Annotated in this window: 12 protein-coding genes; 10 read left to right on the plus strand and 2 right to left on the minus strand. The window is 65.6% G+C overall.

Features of this window, described 5'->3' with window-relative positions:
- Window positions 1-223: 223 nt before the first annotated feature.
- A complete protein-coding gene (locus tag LDO41_RS28855; RefSeq protein WP_223994522.1) occupies window positions 224-1,288 on the minus strand; it encodes a porin in 1,065 nt (354 codons plus the stop codon).
- Window positions 1,289-1,711: 423 nt separating this feature from the next.
- Here LDO41_RS28855 and LDO41_RS28860 point away from each other — a divergent pair, with 423 nt between their 5' ends.
- Window positions 1,712-4,030: a penicillin-binding protein 1A gene (locus LDO41_RS28860; RefSeq protein WP_223994524.1), complete on the plus strand. Its 2,319-nt coding sequence runs from the start codon at window positions 1,712-1,714 to the stop codon at window positions 4,028-4,030.
- Here LDO41_RS28860 and LDO41_RS28865 read toward each other — a convergent pair whose 3' ends face one another.
- Window positions 4,031-4,858 carry an EAL domain-containing protein gene (locus LDO41_RS28865; RefSeq protein ID WP_223994525.1) on the minus strand — a complete coding sequence of 276 codons (828 nt, stop codon included), beginning with the start codon at window positions 4,856-4,858 and terminating at the stop codon, window positions 4,031-4,033. It lies immediately after the preceding gene.
- A 477-nt stretch (window positions 4,859-5,335) separates the two neighbouring features.
- Between LDO41_RS28865 and LDO41_RS28870 the strand changes: the two genes are divergently transcribed.
- The 9 genes from LDO41_RS28870 (at window position 5,336) to LDO41_RS28910 (ending at window position 14,748) form a co-directional block, all read left to right on the plus strand.
- Complete coding sequence (locus LDO41_RS28870) at window positions 5,336-6,376, plus strand: substrate-binding domain-containing protein (protein WP_223994526.1); 1,041 nt, start codon at window positions 5,336-5,338, stop codon at window positions 6,374-6,376.
- A gap of 23 nt (window positions 6,377-6,399) precedes the next feature.
- A complete protein-coding gene (locus tag LDO41_RS28875) occupies window positions 6,400-7,425 on the plus strand; it encodes an ABC transporter substrate-binding protein (RefSeq protein WP_223994527.1) in 1,026 nt (341 codons plus the stop codon).
- Window positions 7,426-7,504: 79 nt separating this feature from the next.
- Entirely contained in the window at window positions 7,505-8,323 is an 819-nt protein-coding gene (locus LDO41_RS28880) for an ABC transporter permease (RefSeq protein ID WP_223994528.1), read from the plus strand.
- Window positions 8,324-8,334: 11 nt separating this feature from the next.
- On the plus strand, window positions 8,335-9,258 hold the full coding sequence (locus LDO41_RS28885; protein WP_223994529.1) for an ABC transporter permease: 924 nt from the start codon (window positions 8,335-8,337) through the stop codon (window positions 9,256-9,258).
- Window positions 9,251-10,330, plus strand: coding sequence for an ABC transporter ATP-binding protein (locus LDO41_RS28890; protein ID WP_223994530.1), 1,080 nt, complete (start codon window positions 9,251-9,253; stop codon window positions 10,328-10,330). Before LDO41_RS28885 ends, LDO41_RS28890 begins: the two co-directional genes overlap by 8 nt.
- A gap of 11 nt (window positions 10,331-10,341) precedes the next feature.
- The gene (locus LDO41_RS28895) at window positions 10,342-11,202 is read left to right on the plus strand and encodes a phosphodiesterase (RefSeq protein WP_223994532.1); all 861 of its coding nucleotides are present in this window, start codon (window positions 10,342-10,344) and stop codon (window positions 11,200-11,202) included.
- A 117-nt stretch (window positions 11,203-11,319) separates the two neighbouring features.
- On the plus strand, window positions 11,320-12,015 hold the full coding sequence (gene pepE, locus LDO41_RS28900; RefSeq protein ID WP_223994534.1) for a dipeptidase PepE: 696 nt from the start codon (window positions 11,320-11,322) through the stop codon (window positions 12,013-12,015).
- A gap of 288 nt (window positions 12,016-12,303) precedes the next feature.
- Window positions 12,304-12,936 carry a response regulator transcription factor gene (locus tag LDO41_RS28905; protein ID WP_223994535.1) on the plus strand — a complete coding sequence of 211 codons (633 nt, stop codon included), beginning with the start codon at window positions 12,304-12,306 and terminating at the stop codon, window positions 12,934-12,936.
- 30 nt (window positions 12,937-12,966) lie between these two features.
- On the plus strand, window positions 12,967-14,748 hold the full coding sequence (locus LDO41_RS28910; RefSeq protein ID WP_223994536.1) for an ATP-binding response regulator: 1,782 nt from the start codon (window positions 12,967-12,969) through the stop codon (window positions 14,746-14,748).
- Window positions 14,749-14,792 lie beyond the last annotated feature (44 nt).

A 14,792-nucleotide genomic window follows, 5' to 3' on the forward strand; every position in this document is an offset into this window, starting at 1 on the left:
GGTTGTCGGCAAGCGGCGCTCATCGGCGTCTTTGTAGAAAGTATAGGCAGGCGACTTTTGGTTCCGCCATCGGCCCTTCTCCTACAAACGCCACGCCACATACACCGCCCCCCACAACGAAACAAGCCGCCTAGGGGCGGCTTGAGTGCGGCTTGAGTGCGGCTTGTTTGCGATGCCAACACGCGCGGGTGCGGACGTTGCCGCCGCCCCCGCGCGCCTGTCATCAGAAGCGGTGACGCAGACCCACCAGCACGCCGGTCTGGTTCGCACCCGCCACAGCGGTACCCGCGCCGGACAGACCCAGGCTCGAGCCGTCCTTGTTCTTGGTGTAACCCACGTTCACGTACGCATCGGTACGCTTCGAGAACGCGTAGTCGGCCGACAGCACGAACATCCACGGATCCGCACCGCTGTTGTGGGTGTCGGTGTAGTACGCCGAGCCGGTCAGCGACAGCGCCGGCGAAATGCGATACAGACCGCCGAGCCAGTACACGTTGTTACGCGTGGTCGCGGCCGTTGCGCTCGCGGTGCCGTCGTCACGCATCCAGCGATAGCCGGCGAACACCTTGGCCACCGTGAAGTCGTACGAAGCGCCAACTGCCAGGCGCTTGGCCGAGCGGTCGGACAGCGCGGCGGTCGCGCCCTGGAACTGGTCGTAGGCGATGCCCACCGACGCCGGACCCGTGGCGTAGGACAGGCCAGCGCCGAAATTGCGCGCGGCCTTGGGGCTGCCCGGGATTTCGCCGTTGTTGTCGCGGCCCGTGCTGTAGAAGCCCGTGCCGGTCAGGCCGCCGAACTTGCCCGTGTACTTGATAGCGTTGTCGGCACGGCCGTTGAACTGCGAGTCAACCGAGTTCAGCGAGTAGCGCGGGCCCACGCCCATCGGGTCATAAGCACCGAACAGGTCGTACAGCGCGTTCTGCTGGCGGCCGAGCGTAACGGCGCCGAACGTGCCTTGCAGGCCGACGAAAGCCTGACGGCCGAACAGACGGCCACCCTGGCCCGACACGCCGGTGTCGATATCGAAGCCGGACTCGAGCTGGAAGATGGCCTTCAGACCACCGCCCAGATCTTCGGTACCGCGCAGACCCCAGCGCGAGCCCGACATGTTGCCGGAGGTCACACGGGCCACGGTCTTGCCATTGCCGCCGGGCACGTGGGTCGCGACTTCCACGCCTGCATCGGCAATGCCGTACAACGTCACATTGGTGGCCGACTGTGCCAGGGCACCACCGGAAATGGCGCAGGTACCCGCTGCGGCCGTCAGAGCAAGGAGAGCTTTCTTCACTGGATTTCTCATTCTGTTAATACGAGGAGTGACCCTGGGTCCGGGTCCTGCACGCGGGGCTCGCAGCGGCCGAAGCCGGTGCCCGCGCGGGACCACATGTATGAGGGACGGGCGGATTGTTACAAACGTTTGTGAAAGCGATGTGTCGATGAAGGCGCCGGATTACCCCCCAAACGAGGCATATGCGACACAAACTGCGCTGGAAACTCCTAATTGCGATAAATCGTGACCGGCGATTTGGTAGGATTCGGGGTTTTCTTTTCGGCGGCATGATGCGAGCGGGGGTTTTCCACGCGCGCGGGCGCCAGCCAGCACATGCGCCTGGATCAGTTCAAGACCGTTGCTTTGTCCCGCTTTGCGTTCCTTCAGCGCCTGCGTCTTCCCGCAGTTGGGCTCCATTTCCGCCCCACCCGGCGTGGCATCATGCTCGCCGGTGCAGCAGTGCCGGCGGCATTCCTGCTCTATGTGCTGGTGCTCCTTCCGTTTACGCCGGGAATCAGCGACATCCGCAAGGCCAAGTCCGAGCAGCCCGCGCGCGTGTTGTCCGAGGATGGCAAGGAGATTGCCGTCTACCGCTGGGCCAATCGGGACTGGGTCAAGCTGGCCGATATCTCGCCCAATGTCGTCAATGCGCTGATCGCTACCGAGGACCATCGCTTCTACGACCATCACGGGCTCGATTGGCGGCGCACGGCTTCGGCCGCGCTGCATACCTTCTCCGGCGATCGCCAGGGCGGATCCACCATCACGCAGCAGCTCGCGCGCAATCGCTACCCCGATGAGATCGGCCGTGCGCCGACGATGACGCGCAAGCTCAAGGAAGCGATTACCGCGTTCAAGATCGAGGCGCTCTATTCGAAGGACGAAATCCTGGAAACGTACCTGAACACGGTGCCGTTTCTGTACAACGCCTTCGGCATCGAAATGGCCGCGCGTACGTACTTCGACAAACCGGCGGGCAAGCTCGATGTACTCGAGGCCGCCACGCTGATCGGCATGCTCAAGGGCAACAGCTATTACAACCCGGTGCTGAATCCCGAGCGCGCGCTCGACCGCCGCAATATCGTGCTGGCACAGATGGTCAAGCGTGGACGGCTCGAGGCGTCGAAGCTCGATGCGCTCAAGCGACGGCCGTTGCGGATCGACTTCGAGCGTCAGATCGAAGCACCCGGGCCCGCGCCACACTTTGCACAGCAACTGCGCAAATGGCTGATCGCATGGGCCGATCGCAACGACTACAACCTGTATACGGACGGACTCGTCGTCCATACGACGATCGATGCGCGGCTGCAGACGCTGGCCACGCAGGCGGTGGCGCATCAGGGCAATCAACTGCAATCGATCGCCAATGCCGCGTGGGGACCGCGCGCGGGCTGGGGCGAGAATCGCGCGCTGGTGCAATCGTTCGTGCGGGAGTCGACCGAGTTCCGCACGGCCGTGGCAGCGGGCCAGCCCGAGGATGCGGTGCTCAAGCGCCTGCTCGCGGACAACGCATTCATGCAGGCGTTACGCCAGCAAAAGACGCGTGTGCAGGCCGGGTTTCTGGCGATCGAGCCGAATACTGGTGCGATTCGCGCGTGGGTGGGCAGCCGCGACTTTACGGTCGATGCATTCGATCACGTGCAGCAGGCGCGGCGACAGCCGGGCTCCACGTTCAAGCCGTTTGTCTACGGCGCGGCGTTTGCCGCCGGCGAGACGCCCGACGATACGCTCGTGGACCAGCCGGTGGAGATGACGCTGGCCGGTGGCGAGATCTGGCGGCCGACCGACGAGTCGGCGCCGACGGGCCGGCCGATGAGCCTGCGCGATGGGCTGGTGTACTCGAAGAACACGATTACGGCGCAACTGGTGCAACGGGTGGGACCGGATCGCGTGGCCCGCCTCGCTCGCGCGATGGGCGTGCGTGACAGTCATCTGGATGCGGTGCCCTCGCTGGCGCTGGGCACGAGTCCGGTGACGCTCAAGGAGATGGTCAGCGCGTACGGCACCATCGCCAATGGCGGCCAATACGTGGCGCCGTCGATGGTCACGCGTATCGAGGACAGCGAGGGCAACGTGCTTGCGCAATTCCGCGCTCCACGCCCCGAACGCGCGCTGTCGGCCACCGCTACGGCTACGCTGCTCGACGTGATGCGTGACGTGATCGACCGTGGTACCGGCACGGCGATTCGGACGCGCTACGGCATTCGCGCCGATGTGGCCGGCAAGACTGGCACCACACAGGACAATGCGGATGGCTGGTTCATCCTGATGCATCCGCAACTGGTGGCGGGGGCATGGGTGGGCTTCAACGATAGCCGCGTAACGCTGCGCAGCGATTACTGGGGTCAGGGCGCGCGCAGCGCGCTGCCGATCGTCGGGGATTTCTACCAGCGCGCCCTACGCGCCCGCGCCATCGACGGGCGCGCGCGCTTTGCCGAGCCTGAGGACACGGGCTGGTTCTCGTCGATGACCGGACAGGTGCGTGGGTGGTTCCAACGCTTGTTCGCGTCGCGGTCTGGTACGAAGGAAGACACGCCGCAGGCGCCGCGCCCCAGCCCACGGCGGCCGGTGCTGCCGGACACCGAAGCCGACGCGATGCCACCGCCCGCCCCGGCCTCCAACGTCGCGGTGGACCCGCCGAGCGCGCCGGACATCAGCGAGGTGGTTGAAGCCGTGCCCGCCTCGGACACCGCACCGACGCCACCGGCCGCTGCACCGACAGAAGCCGCCTCGCACCCAGAAGGCGCCGCCAGCCTCTGATCAACCCGTCCGCGCCCGGCAAGGCGCCGACGGCGGCTCGGGGACCGCTTCGCCGGGCAACACCGCAATCGGGCGCAACCGCAGCGCCCGCAGCGACGCCTCGGACAACGTCAACGGTGGCTCATCGGTAGGCCGCGCCAGCAGATAACCCTGCGCAAGATCGAATCCAATATCGCGGCAGGCGAGCAAATCGGCCTCGCTCTCGATCCCCTCCGCAATCAGCGCCGTATGGCTAAGCGTCGCCAGCCGCCGCAAGGCCCGCAGCGCCTCGAGCTTGAACGGCGATTCCGCGGCCCCATCCACGACCTCACGCGCCACCTTGATGTAATCGGGCTTCAGCGCAATCCACTGCCCAAGATTCGCGTGCCCCGTGCCATAGTCATCGAGCGCAAATTGCACCCCGCGGCTGCGAATACTCGCAATGGCGCTGGCCAGCGTGTCGAGCGGGCCCAATGGCGCCTGCTCGGTCAGCTCCACCACGATGCGCGTGGAGGGCATCCCCTGACTGTCCAGGAACGCCCGCACCTCATGACGGCTGGCATCGATCTCACGGATCGAATCGGCGCTGTAGTTGATGAATAGCTTGCCTGGCAACCGCGCCCGCATAAACGCGGCGATCGAAATGCGCGACGCCAGTCGTTCCAGCCGCACCAGGCAGCCAGCCCGCGCGGCTTCGCGAAATAGCGCCAACGGGCTCTCGAGCGGCGTACCGGCCGGGCCGCGAATCAACGCCTCATAGCCAAGCACCTCGCCGGTAGACAGCGAGCCGATCGGCTGAAATACGGGCCGCAGGCGTTGTTGTTCCAGACATTCCGCAATGCTGGGCATGAGGGCTCGCGAGAAGTCTTGCATCCGTACTGGACATGGATCGGCGGTGGACAAATGCCACTCCCACTGTAGGCTATCGGCCTTCCGCCCACGCGACTTCATCCCTCGGGTGGGGGGTAAACCTGATTTCGTCACTCATATCGCGCATAAGCGCGGCACGAAGTTCGCACGATCGGCGCAGCGACACGCCCAAACCTTCCATGCGGCATCGCAACAAACACCCGGTGGCGGCCTCGCCAGCCGTCATAGCACTGTCACATAACGCCACCACAATCCGCTTCAACCAGAAAACAGGCGCAGGGCCGAGCCGCGATTTACGCATTGCAGCACAGGAATTCCTTGACGCCTGATTTTTCGGGGCTTGAATGAAAACGATTTCATTGGCATCGGACCCACGTGACCACTGACCCCACGCAACCTCCGTCGACCTCTGCGTCCTCTGTGTCGCCCACGTCGCGCCCCGCAGGCGAAAGCCATGTGACGCTGGCCGACGTGGCCGAGGCCGCGCGGGTCTCGCTGGCCACCGCATCCCGCGTCTTCAGCCACCCGCAACTGGTGCGTGAGTCCACCGCCCGACGCGTGCGCGAGGCCGCGCAGCGCCTGAGTTTCCGCCCCAACCTGCTCGGCGCCAAGCTGCGCTCGCAACAGACCCGCATCCTCGGCGTGATGTTGCCCACGCTGGAAAACGCCGTGTTCGCCGAATGCTGGCATGGCATCGAGCAAGCTGCCATGGCCGAAGGCTACTCGCTGATGCTGGTCACCAGCGGCTACGAAGCCGAGCGCGAACGCGAGCGCGTCGAATATCTGCTGCGCCATCGCGTCGACGGCCTTGTGCTGACCGTGGCCGACGCCACGCGCAGCGCGGTGCTCGATCAGCTCGACGCGGAAGGTGTGCCCTACGTGCTGGCCTATAACCAGGCCGCCGAAGATGGCATGCGCCACTCGGTTTCCGTCGACAACCGCACCAGCGCCAGCGAGGGCGTGCGCGCGCTGATCGCGGCCGGACACCAGCGCATTGCCGTGGTCTCGGGCGCATTCATGGCCTCCGACCGCGCGCGGCAGCGCTATGCCGGCTACGAGGACGCGATGCATGCGCATGGTCTGCAACCGCTGCCAGCGGTCAACCTGCCCTCGCATATCGCCAGCCCCGCCGTGCATGCCGGCGCGCAGATTGGCGCCCTGATGCGCGCGCCGGCAGCGCCCACCGCGTTCTTCTGCACCAATGATCTGCTGGCCATCGGCCTGATCTCCGAACTCAAACGGCTGGGCCTGCGCGTGCCGCGCGATGTCTCGGTGCTCGGCTACGACGGCATCGCGCTCGGCGCGCTCGTCGAACCGCCGCTGGCCACCGTCGTGCAGCCCAACGCCGATATCGGCACGCAGGCGGTCAAGCACCTGCTGGCCCGCCTGCATACCGTCGCCGGCCGCACGGCCGCCCCCGTCACGCTGCTGCCCCATGGCCTGCGCGTGACCGGCACCGTGGCCGCCCCCCCAGACACCACGACCAACCTGCCCTAACCACTCAACCGAGGGAGCTTCCCATGTCTACCAAGTCCTCCTGGCAACGCCCGCTGCGCTGGCTCGCCATGGCGCTGACCGCCGCCGCCTTCAGCCAGGGCGTCGCCGCGCAGACGGCCATCTGCTACAACTGCCCGCCCGAATGGGCCGACTGGGCCGCGCAAATTCGCGCCATCAAGGAAAAGACCGGCGTCACGGTCCCGCTCGACAACAAGAACTCGGGCCAGTCGCTGGCTCAGCTCGTCGCGGAAAAGGCCAGCCCGGTCGCCGATGTGACCTACCTCGGCGTGACCTTCGGCATCCAGGCCAAGGCTGCCGGCGTAACCGCGCCGTACAAGCCCGCGCACTGGGAAGACATCCCCGACGGCCTCAAGGATCCGCAGGGCAACTGGTTCGCGATCCATTCGGGCACGCTCGGCTTCATGGTCAACGTCGACGCGCTGCGCGGCAAGCCCGTACCGCAGTCGTGGGCGGATCTGCTCAAGCCCGAGTACAAGGGCCTGATCGGTTATCTCGACCCGGCCAGCGCGTTCGTCGGCTACGTCGGTGCCGTCGCGGTGAACCAGGCCATGGGCGGCACGCTCGACAACTTCGGTCCCGCGTTCAAGTTCTTCAAGGACCTGCAGAAGAACCAGCCGATCGTGCCGAAGCAGACCGCGTATGCGCGCGTGCTGTCGGGTGAGATCCCCATCCTGCTGGACTACGACTTCAACGCCTACCGCGCCCGCTACAAGGATCAGGCCAACGTCGCCTTCGTGATTCCGAAGGAAGGCACGCTCGTGGTGCCGTACGTGATGAGCCTGGTCAACAAGGCACCGCATGAAGCCGAAGGCAAGAAGGTGCTGGACTTCGTGCTGTCCGACGCCGGCCAGGCACTGTGGGCCAACGCGTATCTGCGCCCGGTACGCGCCAGCGCCGCGGTGCCCAAGGACGTCGCCGCGCGCTTCCTGCCCGCCGCCGACTACGCGCGCGCCAAGCCGGTCGACTTCGGCAAGATGGCCGACGTGCAGAAGGCATTCAGCGAGCAGTACCTGAAGGAAGTTCGATAAGCCCCACCCCCGCGCCTTACCTCACGCTTTATCCCGCGCCTCTCTCCTTGTCGGGGAGAGGCGCCCCAAAGTCACTGCCATGACTCAGCGTTCCCGTACCTTATTCCTGTTCGCGATGCCGGCCCTCGTGGTCTTCCTCGCGTTCTTCTGCCTGCCGATGGCGCGACTGATCGCGGTCAGTCTCACCGGCCAGGACGGCGCCTCGGTCTACTGGATCGTGCTGACCAGCCCGCGCTATCTGCATAGCCTGATGGTGACCGTGCTGCTGTCCGCCTCCGTGACCCTCGTCACGCTCGCGATCGCCGGCGTGGCCGGCACCTTTCTGCAGCGCCACACCGTGCCCGGCAAAGCCATCCTCGTCGCCATGCTGACGTTCCCGCTCGCGTTCCCCGGTGTCGTGATCGGCTTTATGGTAATCATGCTCGGCGGCCGCAATGGCCTGCTCGCCACCATCGGCGACGCGCTGGCGGGCGAACGCTGGACCTTTGCCTATGGCCTCGCCGGCCTGTTCGTCGGCTACCTGTATTTCTCGATTCCGCGCGTGATTCTGACGGTGATGGCCGCGGTCGAAAAACTCGACGCCTCGCTCGAAGAAGCCGCGCGCTCGCTCGGCGCGGGCCCATGGCGCGTGGTGCGTGACGTGATGCTGCCCGCGCTGATGCCCGCCATGCTGTCGAGCGGCGCCATCTGCTTCGCCACCAGCATGGGCGCGTTCGGCACCGCGTTCACACTGGCCACGCAGCTCGACGTGCTGCCGCTGACGATCTACAACGAGTTCACCAACTACGCCAACTTCGGCATGGCCGCCGCGCTGTCGATCGTGCTGGGCGTGGTCACGTGGGCGCTGCTCACGGTGGCGCGCTGGTTCTCCGGCGACGCGGTCGCCGCCACGGCCTGAGGAGACGACCCATGGCAACCCCCCGTCGCTCCACGCAATACTGGATGCAACTCGCGCTGACGCTCGTGTTGTGCCTGTTCATGACGATTCCCGTCGTGATGTCGGTCCTCGCGGGCCTGACCAACAATATCTTTATCGGGCTCTCGAGCGGCCTTACCACACGCTGGCTGGTCGAAGTCTGGTCGCTCTATCGCGACACCATCTTCCTCTCGCTCGGTATCGCGCTGGTCTGCCTGGCCTGCACACTCGTGCTCGGCGTACCCGCCGCGTACTACATGGCCCTGCGGCGCAATCGCCTGACGCGCGTGATCGAGGAACTGCTGATGCTGCCGGTCGCGGTGCCGGGCCTGGCCACCGCGCTCGGGCTCATCCTGCTCTATGGCGGCTGGCAGGGACTGCGCACGAGCTGGGTGTTCATCCTGATCGGGCACGTACTGTTCACGCTGCCGTTCATGGTGCGCTCGGTGCTGGCGATCCTCTCGGCGATCGATATCCGCACGCTCGAAGATGCGGCCGCCAGCCTCGGCGCTACCCGCCTGCAACGCTTCTTCACGGTGGTGCTGCCGAACTGCCGCCAGGGCATTCTCGCGGGCGCCCTGATGGTCGTCACGCTCTCGGTCGGTGAATTCAACCTGACCTGGATGCTGCATACCCCGACCACCAAGACATTGCCGGTAGGCCTTGCCGACAGCTACGCCTCGATGCGCCTCGAGATCGGTTCGGCCTACACCATCATCTTCTTCGGCATGATCATTCCGCTGCTGGTCGTCATGCAGATGATGAGCGCGGCCGGCGCCCGCGCGCGCCGTCATCTTGCCGAACCCGCTACCGAACCTGTGACCGCATCCGCCGCCATGACACCGCTTGCGACGAGCGCGGTGAACCATCACGCGAACCATAACGCGGACGAAAACGCTGAGACCCGCCATGCATGAACCCACGACCATCCGCCTGCGCCAGTGCGCCAAGACCTTTGCCGACGGCACGCGCGCGCTGCATCCGCTCGACCTCGATATCGGCGCGGCCGAAACCGTGGTGCTGCTTGGGCCCTCGGGCTGCGGCAAAACGACGACGCTGCGCATCATTGCCGGGTTGGAACAACCCGATGCCGGCGGCGAGGTCTGGTTTGGCGACCATCGCGTGACCGACCTGCCGATCGAACGCCGCGGCGTCGGCATGGTGTTCCAGAGTTACGCGCTGTTTCCGAACATGACCGTCGCCGGGAACATCGGCTACGGCCTCCGTGTACGCAAGATCGACTCCGCCACGCGTAAACGCCGCATCGACGACATGCTCGGGATGATGCATCTGGAGGCCCTGGCCGATCGTCGCATCGACCAACTGTCGGGTGGCCAGCGCCAGCGTGTGGCACTTGCACGCGCCATCGCCGTGCAACCGCGTGTGCTGCTGCTCGACGAACCGCTCACCGCGCTCGACGCCAAGCTGCGCGACGCGTTGCGCGCCGATATCAATCAATTGCTGCGCAGCCTCCATATCACCGCGATCTACGTCACGCACGATCAGGCAGAGGCGATGGCGCTCGGCGATCGCATCATCGTGATGGACAAGGGTTGCATCGCCCAGTCGGGCACGCCGCAGGATATCTATCGCGCGCCCGCCAACGCGTTTGTCGCGGACTTTATCGGCACCATGAACCATCTGCCTGCCGCAGCCGAGGGCAACCTCTGGCGCGTGCCGGGCGGTGCGGTGCCGATGGCGGCTTCTGACACCGCCGCCAACATACCCTCCAACATATCCTCCAACAGCAGGGCCGATCTGATGTTCCGCCCCGAGGACATCGCGCTCGTGCATCCCGACGATGCCCACCTGCAGGGCAGCGTGATCACCGCGCTGTTCCTCGGCAACCACACGCGCCTGCTCGTCGACGTGGGCGCCGGTGCGCCGCTGATCGCCGATACCTCGCGCCGCGATGGCTGGCAACCCGGCCAGCGCGTCGGCCTGCGCATCGATACCAGTCACCTGATTGCCCTGCCCAAGGCAGCGTAAAAGAACCCCGCATGTCCGCATCTCTCAACCAAGCCGCGCCGTACTTGCTGGCGCAGATCACCGACCTCCATATCAAGGCCGGCGGCAAGCTGTCCTATCGCATGGTCGACACCGCCGGGGCGCTCCACCGCTGCATCGATTCGCTGCTGGCGGCGCCGCAGCGCGCCGACGCGGTGGTCATCACCGGCGATCTCGTCGACTTCGGCAGCGAGGACGAATACCGCTTTCTGCGTGACATCCTCGCGCGCCTGCCCATGCCGTACTGGCTGATGCCCGGCAATCACGATCATCGCGCCACGCTGCGCCGCGTGTTTGCCGACCACGACTACCTGAACATGCATGGCAACGGCGATGCGCCCGTGCACTTCACCGCCGACGCCGGCCCGCTGCGGCTGGTCTCGTTCGACTGCACGGTTCCGTACAAGCCGCACGGCCGCGTGCTGCCCGAAGGCGCGGCCTGGCTCGATCGCACGCTCGCGGCGCAGCCCGGACGACCGACGCTGGTGATGCTTCACCATCCGCCGTTCCATACCGGCATCGGCCATATGGATGCGCAAGGGCTCGAGAACAGCGACCTGCTGGAAGCCGTCATCGCGCGCCATCCACAGGTGGAACGCGTGATCTGCGGCCATCTGCATCGCCATATCGCGCGCCGCTTCGGCGGCACCATCGCGATGACCGCGCCAGGCCCCGCGCATCAGGTCGCGCTCGATCTGGACCCGGATGCGGCCTCGCGCTTCCGCATGGAACCGCCGGGCTATCTGCTGCACTGGTGGCACCCGCTGCACGGGCTGGTCACACATGCGGCCGCCAGCGGCGACTTTGGCGCGCTGCATCCGTTCTTCGATGCCGATGGCAAGCTGATCGACTGAGTCCGCCCACGCCGCACGCCCGTCGAGCGGCCTTTGCGATAACATCTCGGGCTTGTTCAAGCATCCTGGCTACAGACCGTGATTCCGCATGACGGAACGCGGAGCCCGCCTCTTTTCATGGAACTCCTGCTCCTCAGCAACTCGACCAGCGACGACGGCTACCTCGTCCCCGCTCTCGACGCCATTCTCGAACTGGCCGACGGCCGCCAGGACGCGCTGTTCGTGCCCTATGCCGGCGTGACGCGCGACTGGGACGACTACACCGCGCAGGTCCGCGATGCGCTTGCTCCCGTGGGTATCGCGGTGCGCGGGCTGCATCGCGAAGCCGATGCGCGCGCGGCCATCGACGCGGCCACGCTGATCATCGTCGGCGGCGGCAACACGTTCCGTCTGCTCAAATGCCTGCGCGAACAACAGCTGCTGGAACCGATCGCACAGCGCGTGCGCGCGGGTGCCACCCGCTACGTCGGCTGGAGCGCTGGTTCGGTCATCACCTCGCCGACCATCCGCACCACCAACGACATGCCGATCGTCGATCCGGGCGGCCTGGACTCGCTTGGCCTGATGCCGTTCCAGTTCAACTGCCATTACTTCAACCTGGTGGTGGCGGGCTTCCGCGGCGAAACGCGCGATCAGCGCCTGGCCGAGTTCACGGTGCTCTCACCGGAGATGCCGGTGCTGGGTCTACCCGAAGGCGACTGGGTACGCGTGTCCGGCGAACGCCGCACGTTGCATGGCGAACATGCCGCGCGCTGGTTCCTCGGCGAGCGGACGTGGGACATCACCGCGGGCGCACTCGAGGTGCCGCGCTAAACGGGTGTATGCAATGGGAAGCGAATCGGAGAGAATGGGAGGCGAAAGCGAGCGAACCTAAAACGAAAGCAAAACGACATGCTCGCCCAAAAAAATACCCACAGCCGGGTGGAGTGGGTATTTGAAGTGGTATGGACAAGTCGCGGAATTCGTCCACGGCCGCATCGTGACACTTTGGCCCCTCATCGCCAATAATCTTTCCGGACTAGCCTGAAGACTCGCCGGTGTTCGCATGGACTTTCCGGCGGGAATGAAGTCAAATCTGGTGTCAGCCTCTCTGCACTTCTCATGCCGCGCGCCCGCCTACTGCTTATCGATGACCACACGCTGTTCCGCACGGGACTGCGGTTGCTGCTCGCCGATAGTCCGCACGTGGCGTCGATCCTCGAGTCCGGCTCGGTGATGGACGCCGTGCAGCAGCATGCCGATCAGGACATCGACATCCTGTTGCTCGATGTCCAGATGCCGGGCCTCAACGGGATCGAAGGCATCAAGGTGCTGCGCCGACATTTCCTCTCGGCACGCATCCTGATCGTCTCCGGTACCTCCGGCCTCGAGACCATTCCGCAGGAAGTCCGCAAGGACATCGCAGGCTTTCTGCCGAAGTCCGCCGACGCGCGCGAGATCGAGGAAGCGATCGGTTGCTGCCTGTCCGGCGGCACGCATTTTCATCCCACCGGCGGTTGCCCCGATACGGATGGCCCCACGTACAAGCAGAGCCCGCTGACGGCACGCCAGCTCGAGGTCCTGAGCCAGCTCAATATGGGCCGGTCCAACAAGGTCATCGCGCATCATCTCGGCCTGTCGGAGAACACGGTGCGCGTGCACGTGGCCGCGATACTGGATCACCTCGGCGTGGTCAGCCGCGTCGAGGCCATCCTCGAGGCCCAGCGCCGCGGACTCGTGCAGGCGCAGCGCTAGTCGCCGCCGCACCGGCCACGGGTCACCTCGATGCCAACCCTGCGCTCCCTGCTCCCGCACTTCGACGAACCTCGACTGCTGGCCGCGCAGATGGAGCTGATCGACCAGAGCTTTGGCATCGCGATGCTCGGTTGTTCGCTGGCCGCGATTTTCCTCGCCAGCGGTCTGACGATTACCGGTGGCCATCCGGGAGCGTTGCCGTGGGCTGGCCTGATGGTCCTGCTCTGCACCATCACCTATTTCGGCCGCTATGCGATTCCGCATCGACTCAGCGAGAGCAATGCGCGCACCTATGCGCGCTGCCTCACCGCGATGCTGGTCGTGATCGGCGGGTTATGGGGCCTGGTGGCCTGGCTGTACCTCGATATCCGCTCCCCCGCCGTCGTGATCTGCGTGCTGTCGCTGATCGCGGGCATGAGCGCGGCCGCGCTCGCGGTGTTCTCCGCGTGCCTGCCCGCGGCGATGGCCTTCTTCGTGCCGGCCATCCTGCCGGTATGGATCGTGTTCCTGATGACCGGCGATGTGGCGTATCTGCCGATGTTCCTGGCCACGCCGCTGTACCTGATCGTGTTGATCATCTTCGCGCGCAACTACGCGCGCGTGGCACGCCATGCGATTGCGCTGCGCTTCGAGAACGTCGAGCTGATCGCGCAACTGCGCGAGCAGACCTCGCGCGCGGGCCAGTTGCAACGCGATGCCGAGCAGGCCAATCGTGCGAAGTCGGTATTCCTCGCCTCGGCCAGTCATGATCTGCGCCAGCCGCTGCATGCGCTGGGCCTGTTCCTGATTTCGCTGGCACGCACGTCGCTCGACGATCATCAGCGTCAGTTGCTCGCGCATATCGAGGCCTCGTCCGGTGCCGCGCGCGAGATGCTGAACACGCTGCTCGACTTCTCCAAGCTCGAGGCCGGCGTGATCACGCCGCGGCCGCGGCCGTTTCGGCTGCAACCTCTGCTGCATAAGCTCGAGAACGAATTCGCGCCACAGGCCGACGAACGCGGGCTGGTCTATCGCACGCGTGACACCACGGCCACGCTGTTCGGCGATCCGACGCTGATCGAACTGATCCTGCGCAACCTGATCGCCAACGCCATCCGCTACACGCGCACCGGTGGTGTGCTCGTGGTCTGTCGCACGCGCCGTTTCCATGCTTCGATCGAAATCTGGGATACCGGCATCGGCATTCCAATGGCGCAGCATCGCGAGATCTTTCGCGAATTCCACCAACTGGGCAATCCCGAGCGCGATCAACGCAAGGGGCTCGGTCTCGGCCTGGCGATTGTCGATGGTCTCGCGCGCGCGATGCAAACGCGCGTATCGATGTCGTCGCGGCCGCATCGCGGTTCAGTGTTCCGTCTGCGCCTGCCGCTTGCGTGGATCGCGCCCGAGGATAGCGCCACGCCGAAGTCGGCCATGCGACTCGACGGCCTGCGCGTGCTAGTCATCGACGATGACGCCGCGATTCGCGAAGCGATGTCCGGGTTGCTCGGCGTCTGGCATTGCGCGTGCCATACCGCCGAGTCCGAGGAAGAGGCGCTGGCCGCGCTCGATCGTTTTACGCCAGACCTGATCCTCGCCGATTACCGTTTGCGCGGCCATCGCACAGGTCAGGAAGCGCTCGAGGCGATTCGCATGCGCCTGGGGCAATCGCTGCCGGCGATCATCATCACCGGCGATACCGCCGCCGACCGGCTGCGCCATGCCCATGCCGCCGGCACCGCGCTGCTGCACAAGCCGGTGGTCCCTGGCGAACTCCACGCGGCGATGAGCACGCTGCTACGCGAGTCTGAATGGATCGGCACGGAACAATAAGGATCAGCACGATCCATGCGTTCAACTTATTAATTGATCGCTTA

The sequence above is a fragment of the Cupriavidus pampae genome, assembly GCF_914271485.1.
Classification (GTDB): Bacteria; Pseudomonadota; Gammaproteobacteria; order Burkholderiales; family Burkholderiaceae; genus Cupriavidus; species Cupriavidus pampae.

What these genes read in the sequence shown, in the direction of transcription:
- LDO41_RS28860 (WP_223994524.1), top strand. Translation starts at nt 1,712, where the DNA reads ATGCTCGCCGGTGCAGCAGTGCCGGCGGCATTCCTGCTCTATGTGCTG.
- LDO41_RS28865 (WP_223994525.1), bottom strand. Translation starts at nt 4,858, where the DNA reads ATGCCCAGCATTGCGGAATGTCTGGAACAACAACGCCTGCGGCCCGTA.
- LDO41_RS28875 (WP_223994527.1), top strand. Translation starts at nt 6,400, where the DNA reads ATGTCTACCAAGTCCTCCTGGCAACGCCCGCTGCGCTGGCTCGCCATG.
- LDO41_RS28880 (WP_223994528.1), top strand. Translation starts at nt 7,505, where the DNA reads ATGACTCAGCGTTCCCGTACCTTATTCCTGTTCGCGATGCCGGCCCTC.
- LDO41_RS28885 (WP_223994529.1), top strand. Translation starts at nt 8,335, where the DNA reads ATGGCAACCCCCCGTCGCTCCACGCAATACTGGATGCAACTCGCGCTG.
- LDO41_RS28890 (WP_223994530.1), top strand. Translation starts at nt 9,251, where the DNA reads ATGCATGAACCCACGACCATCCGCCTGCGCCAGTGCGCCAAGACCTTT.
- LDO41_RS28895 (WP_223994532.1), top strand. Translation starts at nt 10,342, where the DNA reads ATGTCCGCATCTCTCAACCAAGCCGCGCCGTACTTGCTGGCGCAGATC.
- pepE (WP_223994534.1), top strand. Translation starts at nt 11,320, where the DNA reads ATGGAACTCCTGCTCCTCAGCAACTCGACCAGCGACGACGGCTACCTC.
- LDO41_RS28905 (WP_223994535.1), top strand. Translation starts at nt 12,304, where the DNA reads ATGCCGCGCGCCCGCCTACTGCTTATCGATGACCACACGCTGTTCCGC.
- LDO41_RS28910 (WP_223994536.1), top strand. Translation starts at nt 12,967, where the DNA reads ATGCCAACCCTGCGCTCCCTGCTCCCGCACTTCGACGAACCTCGACTG.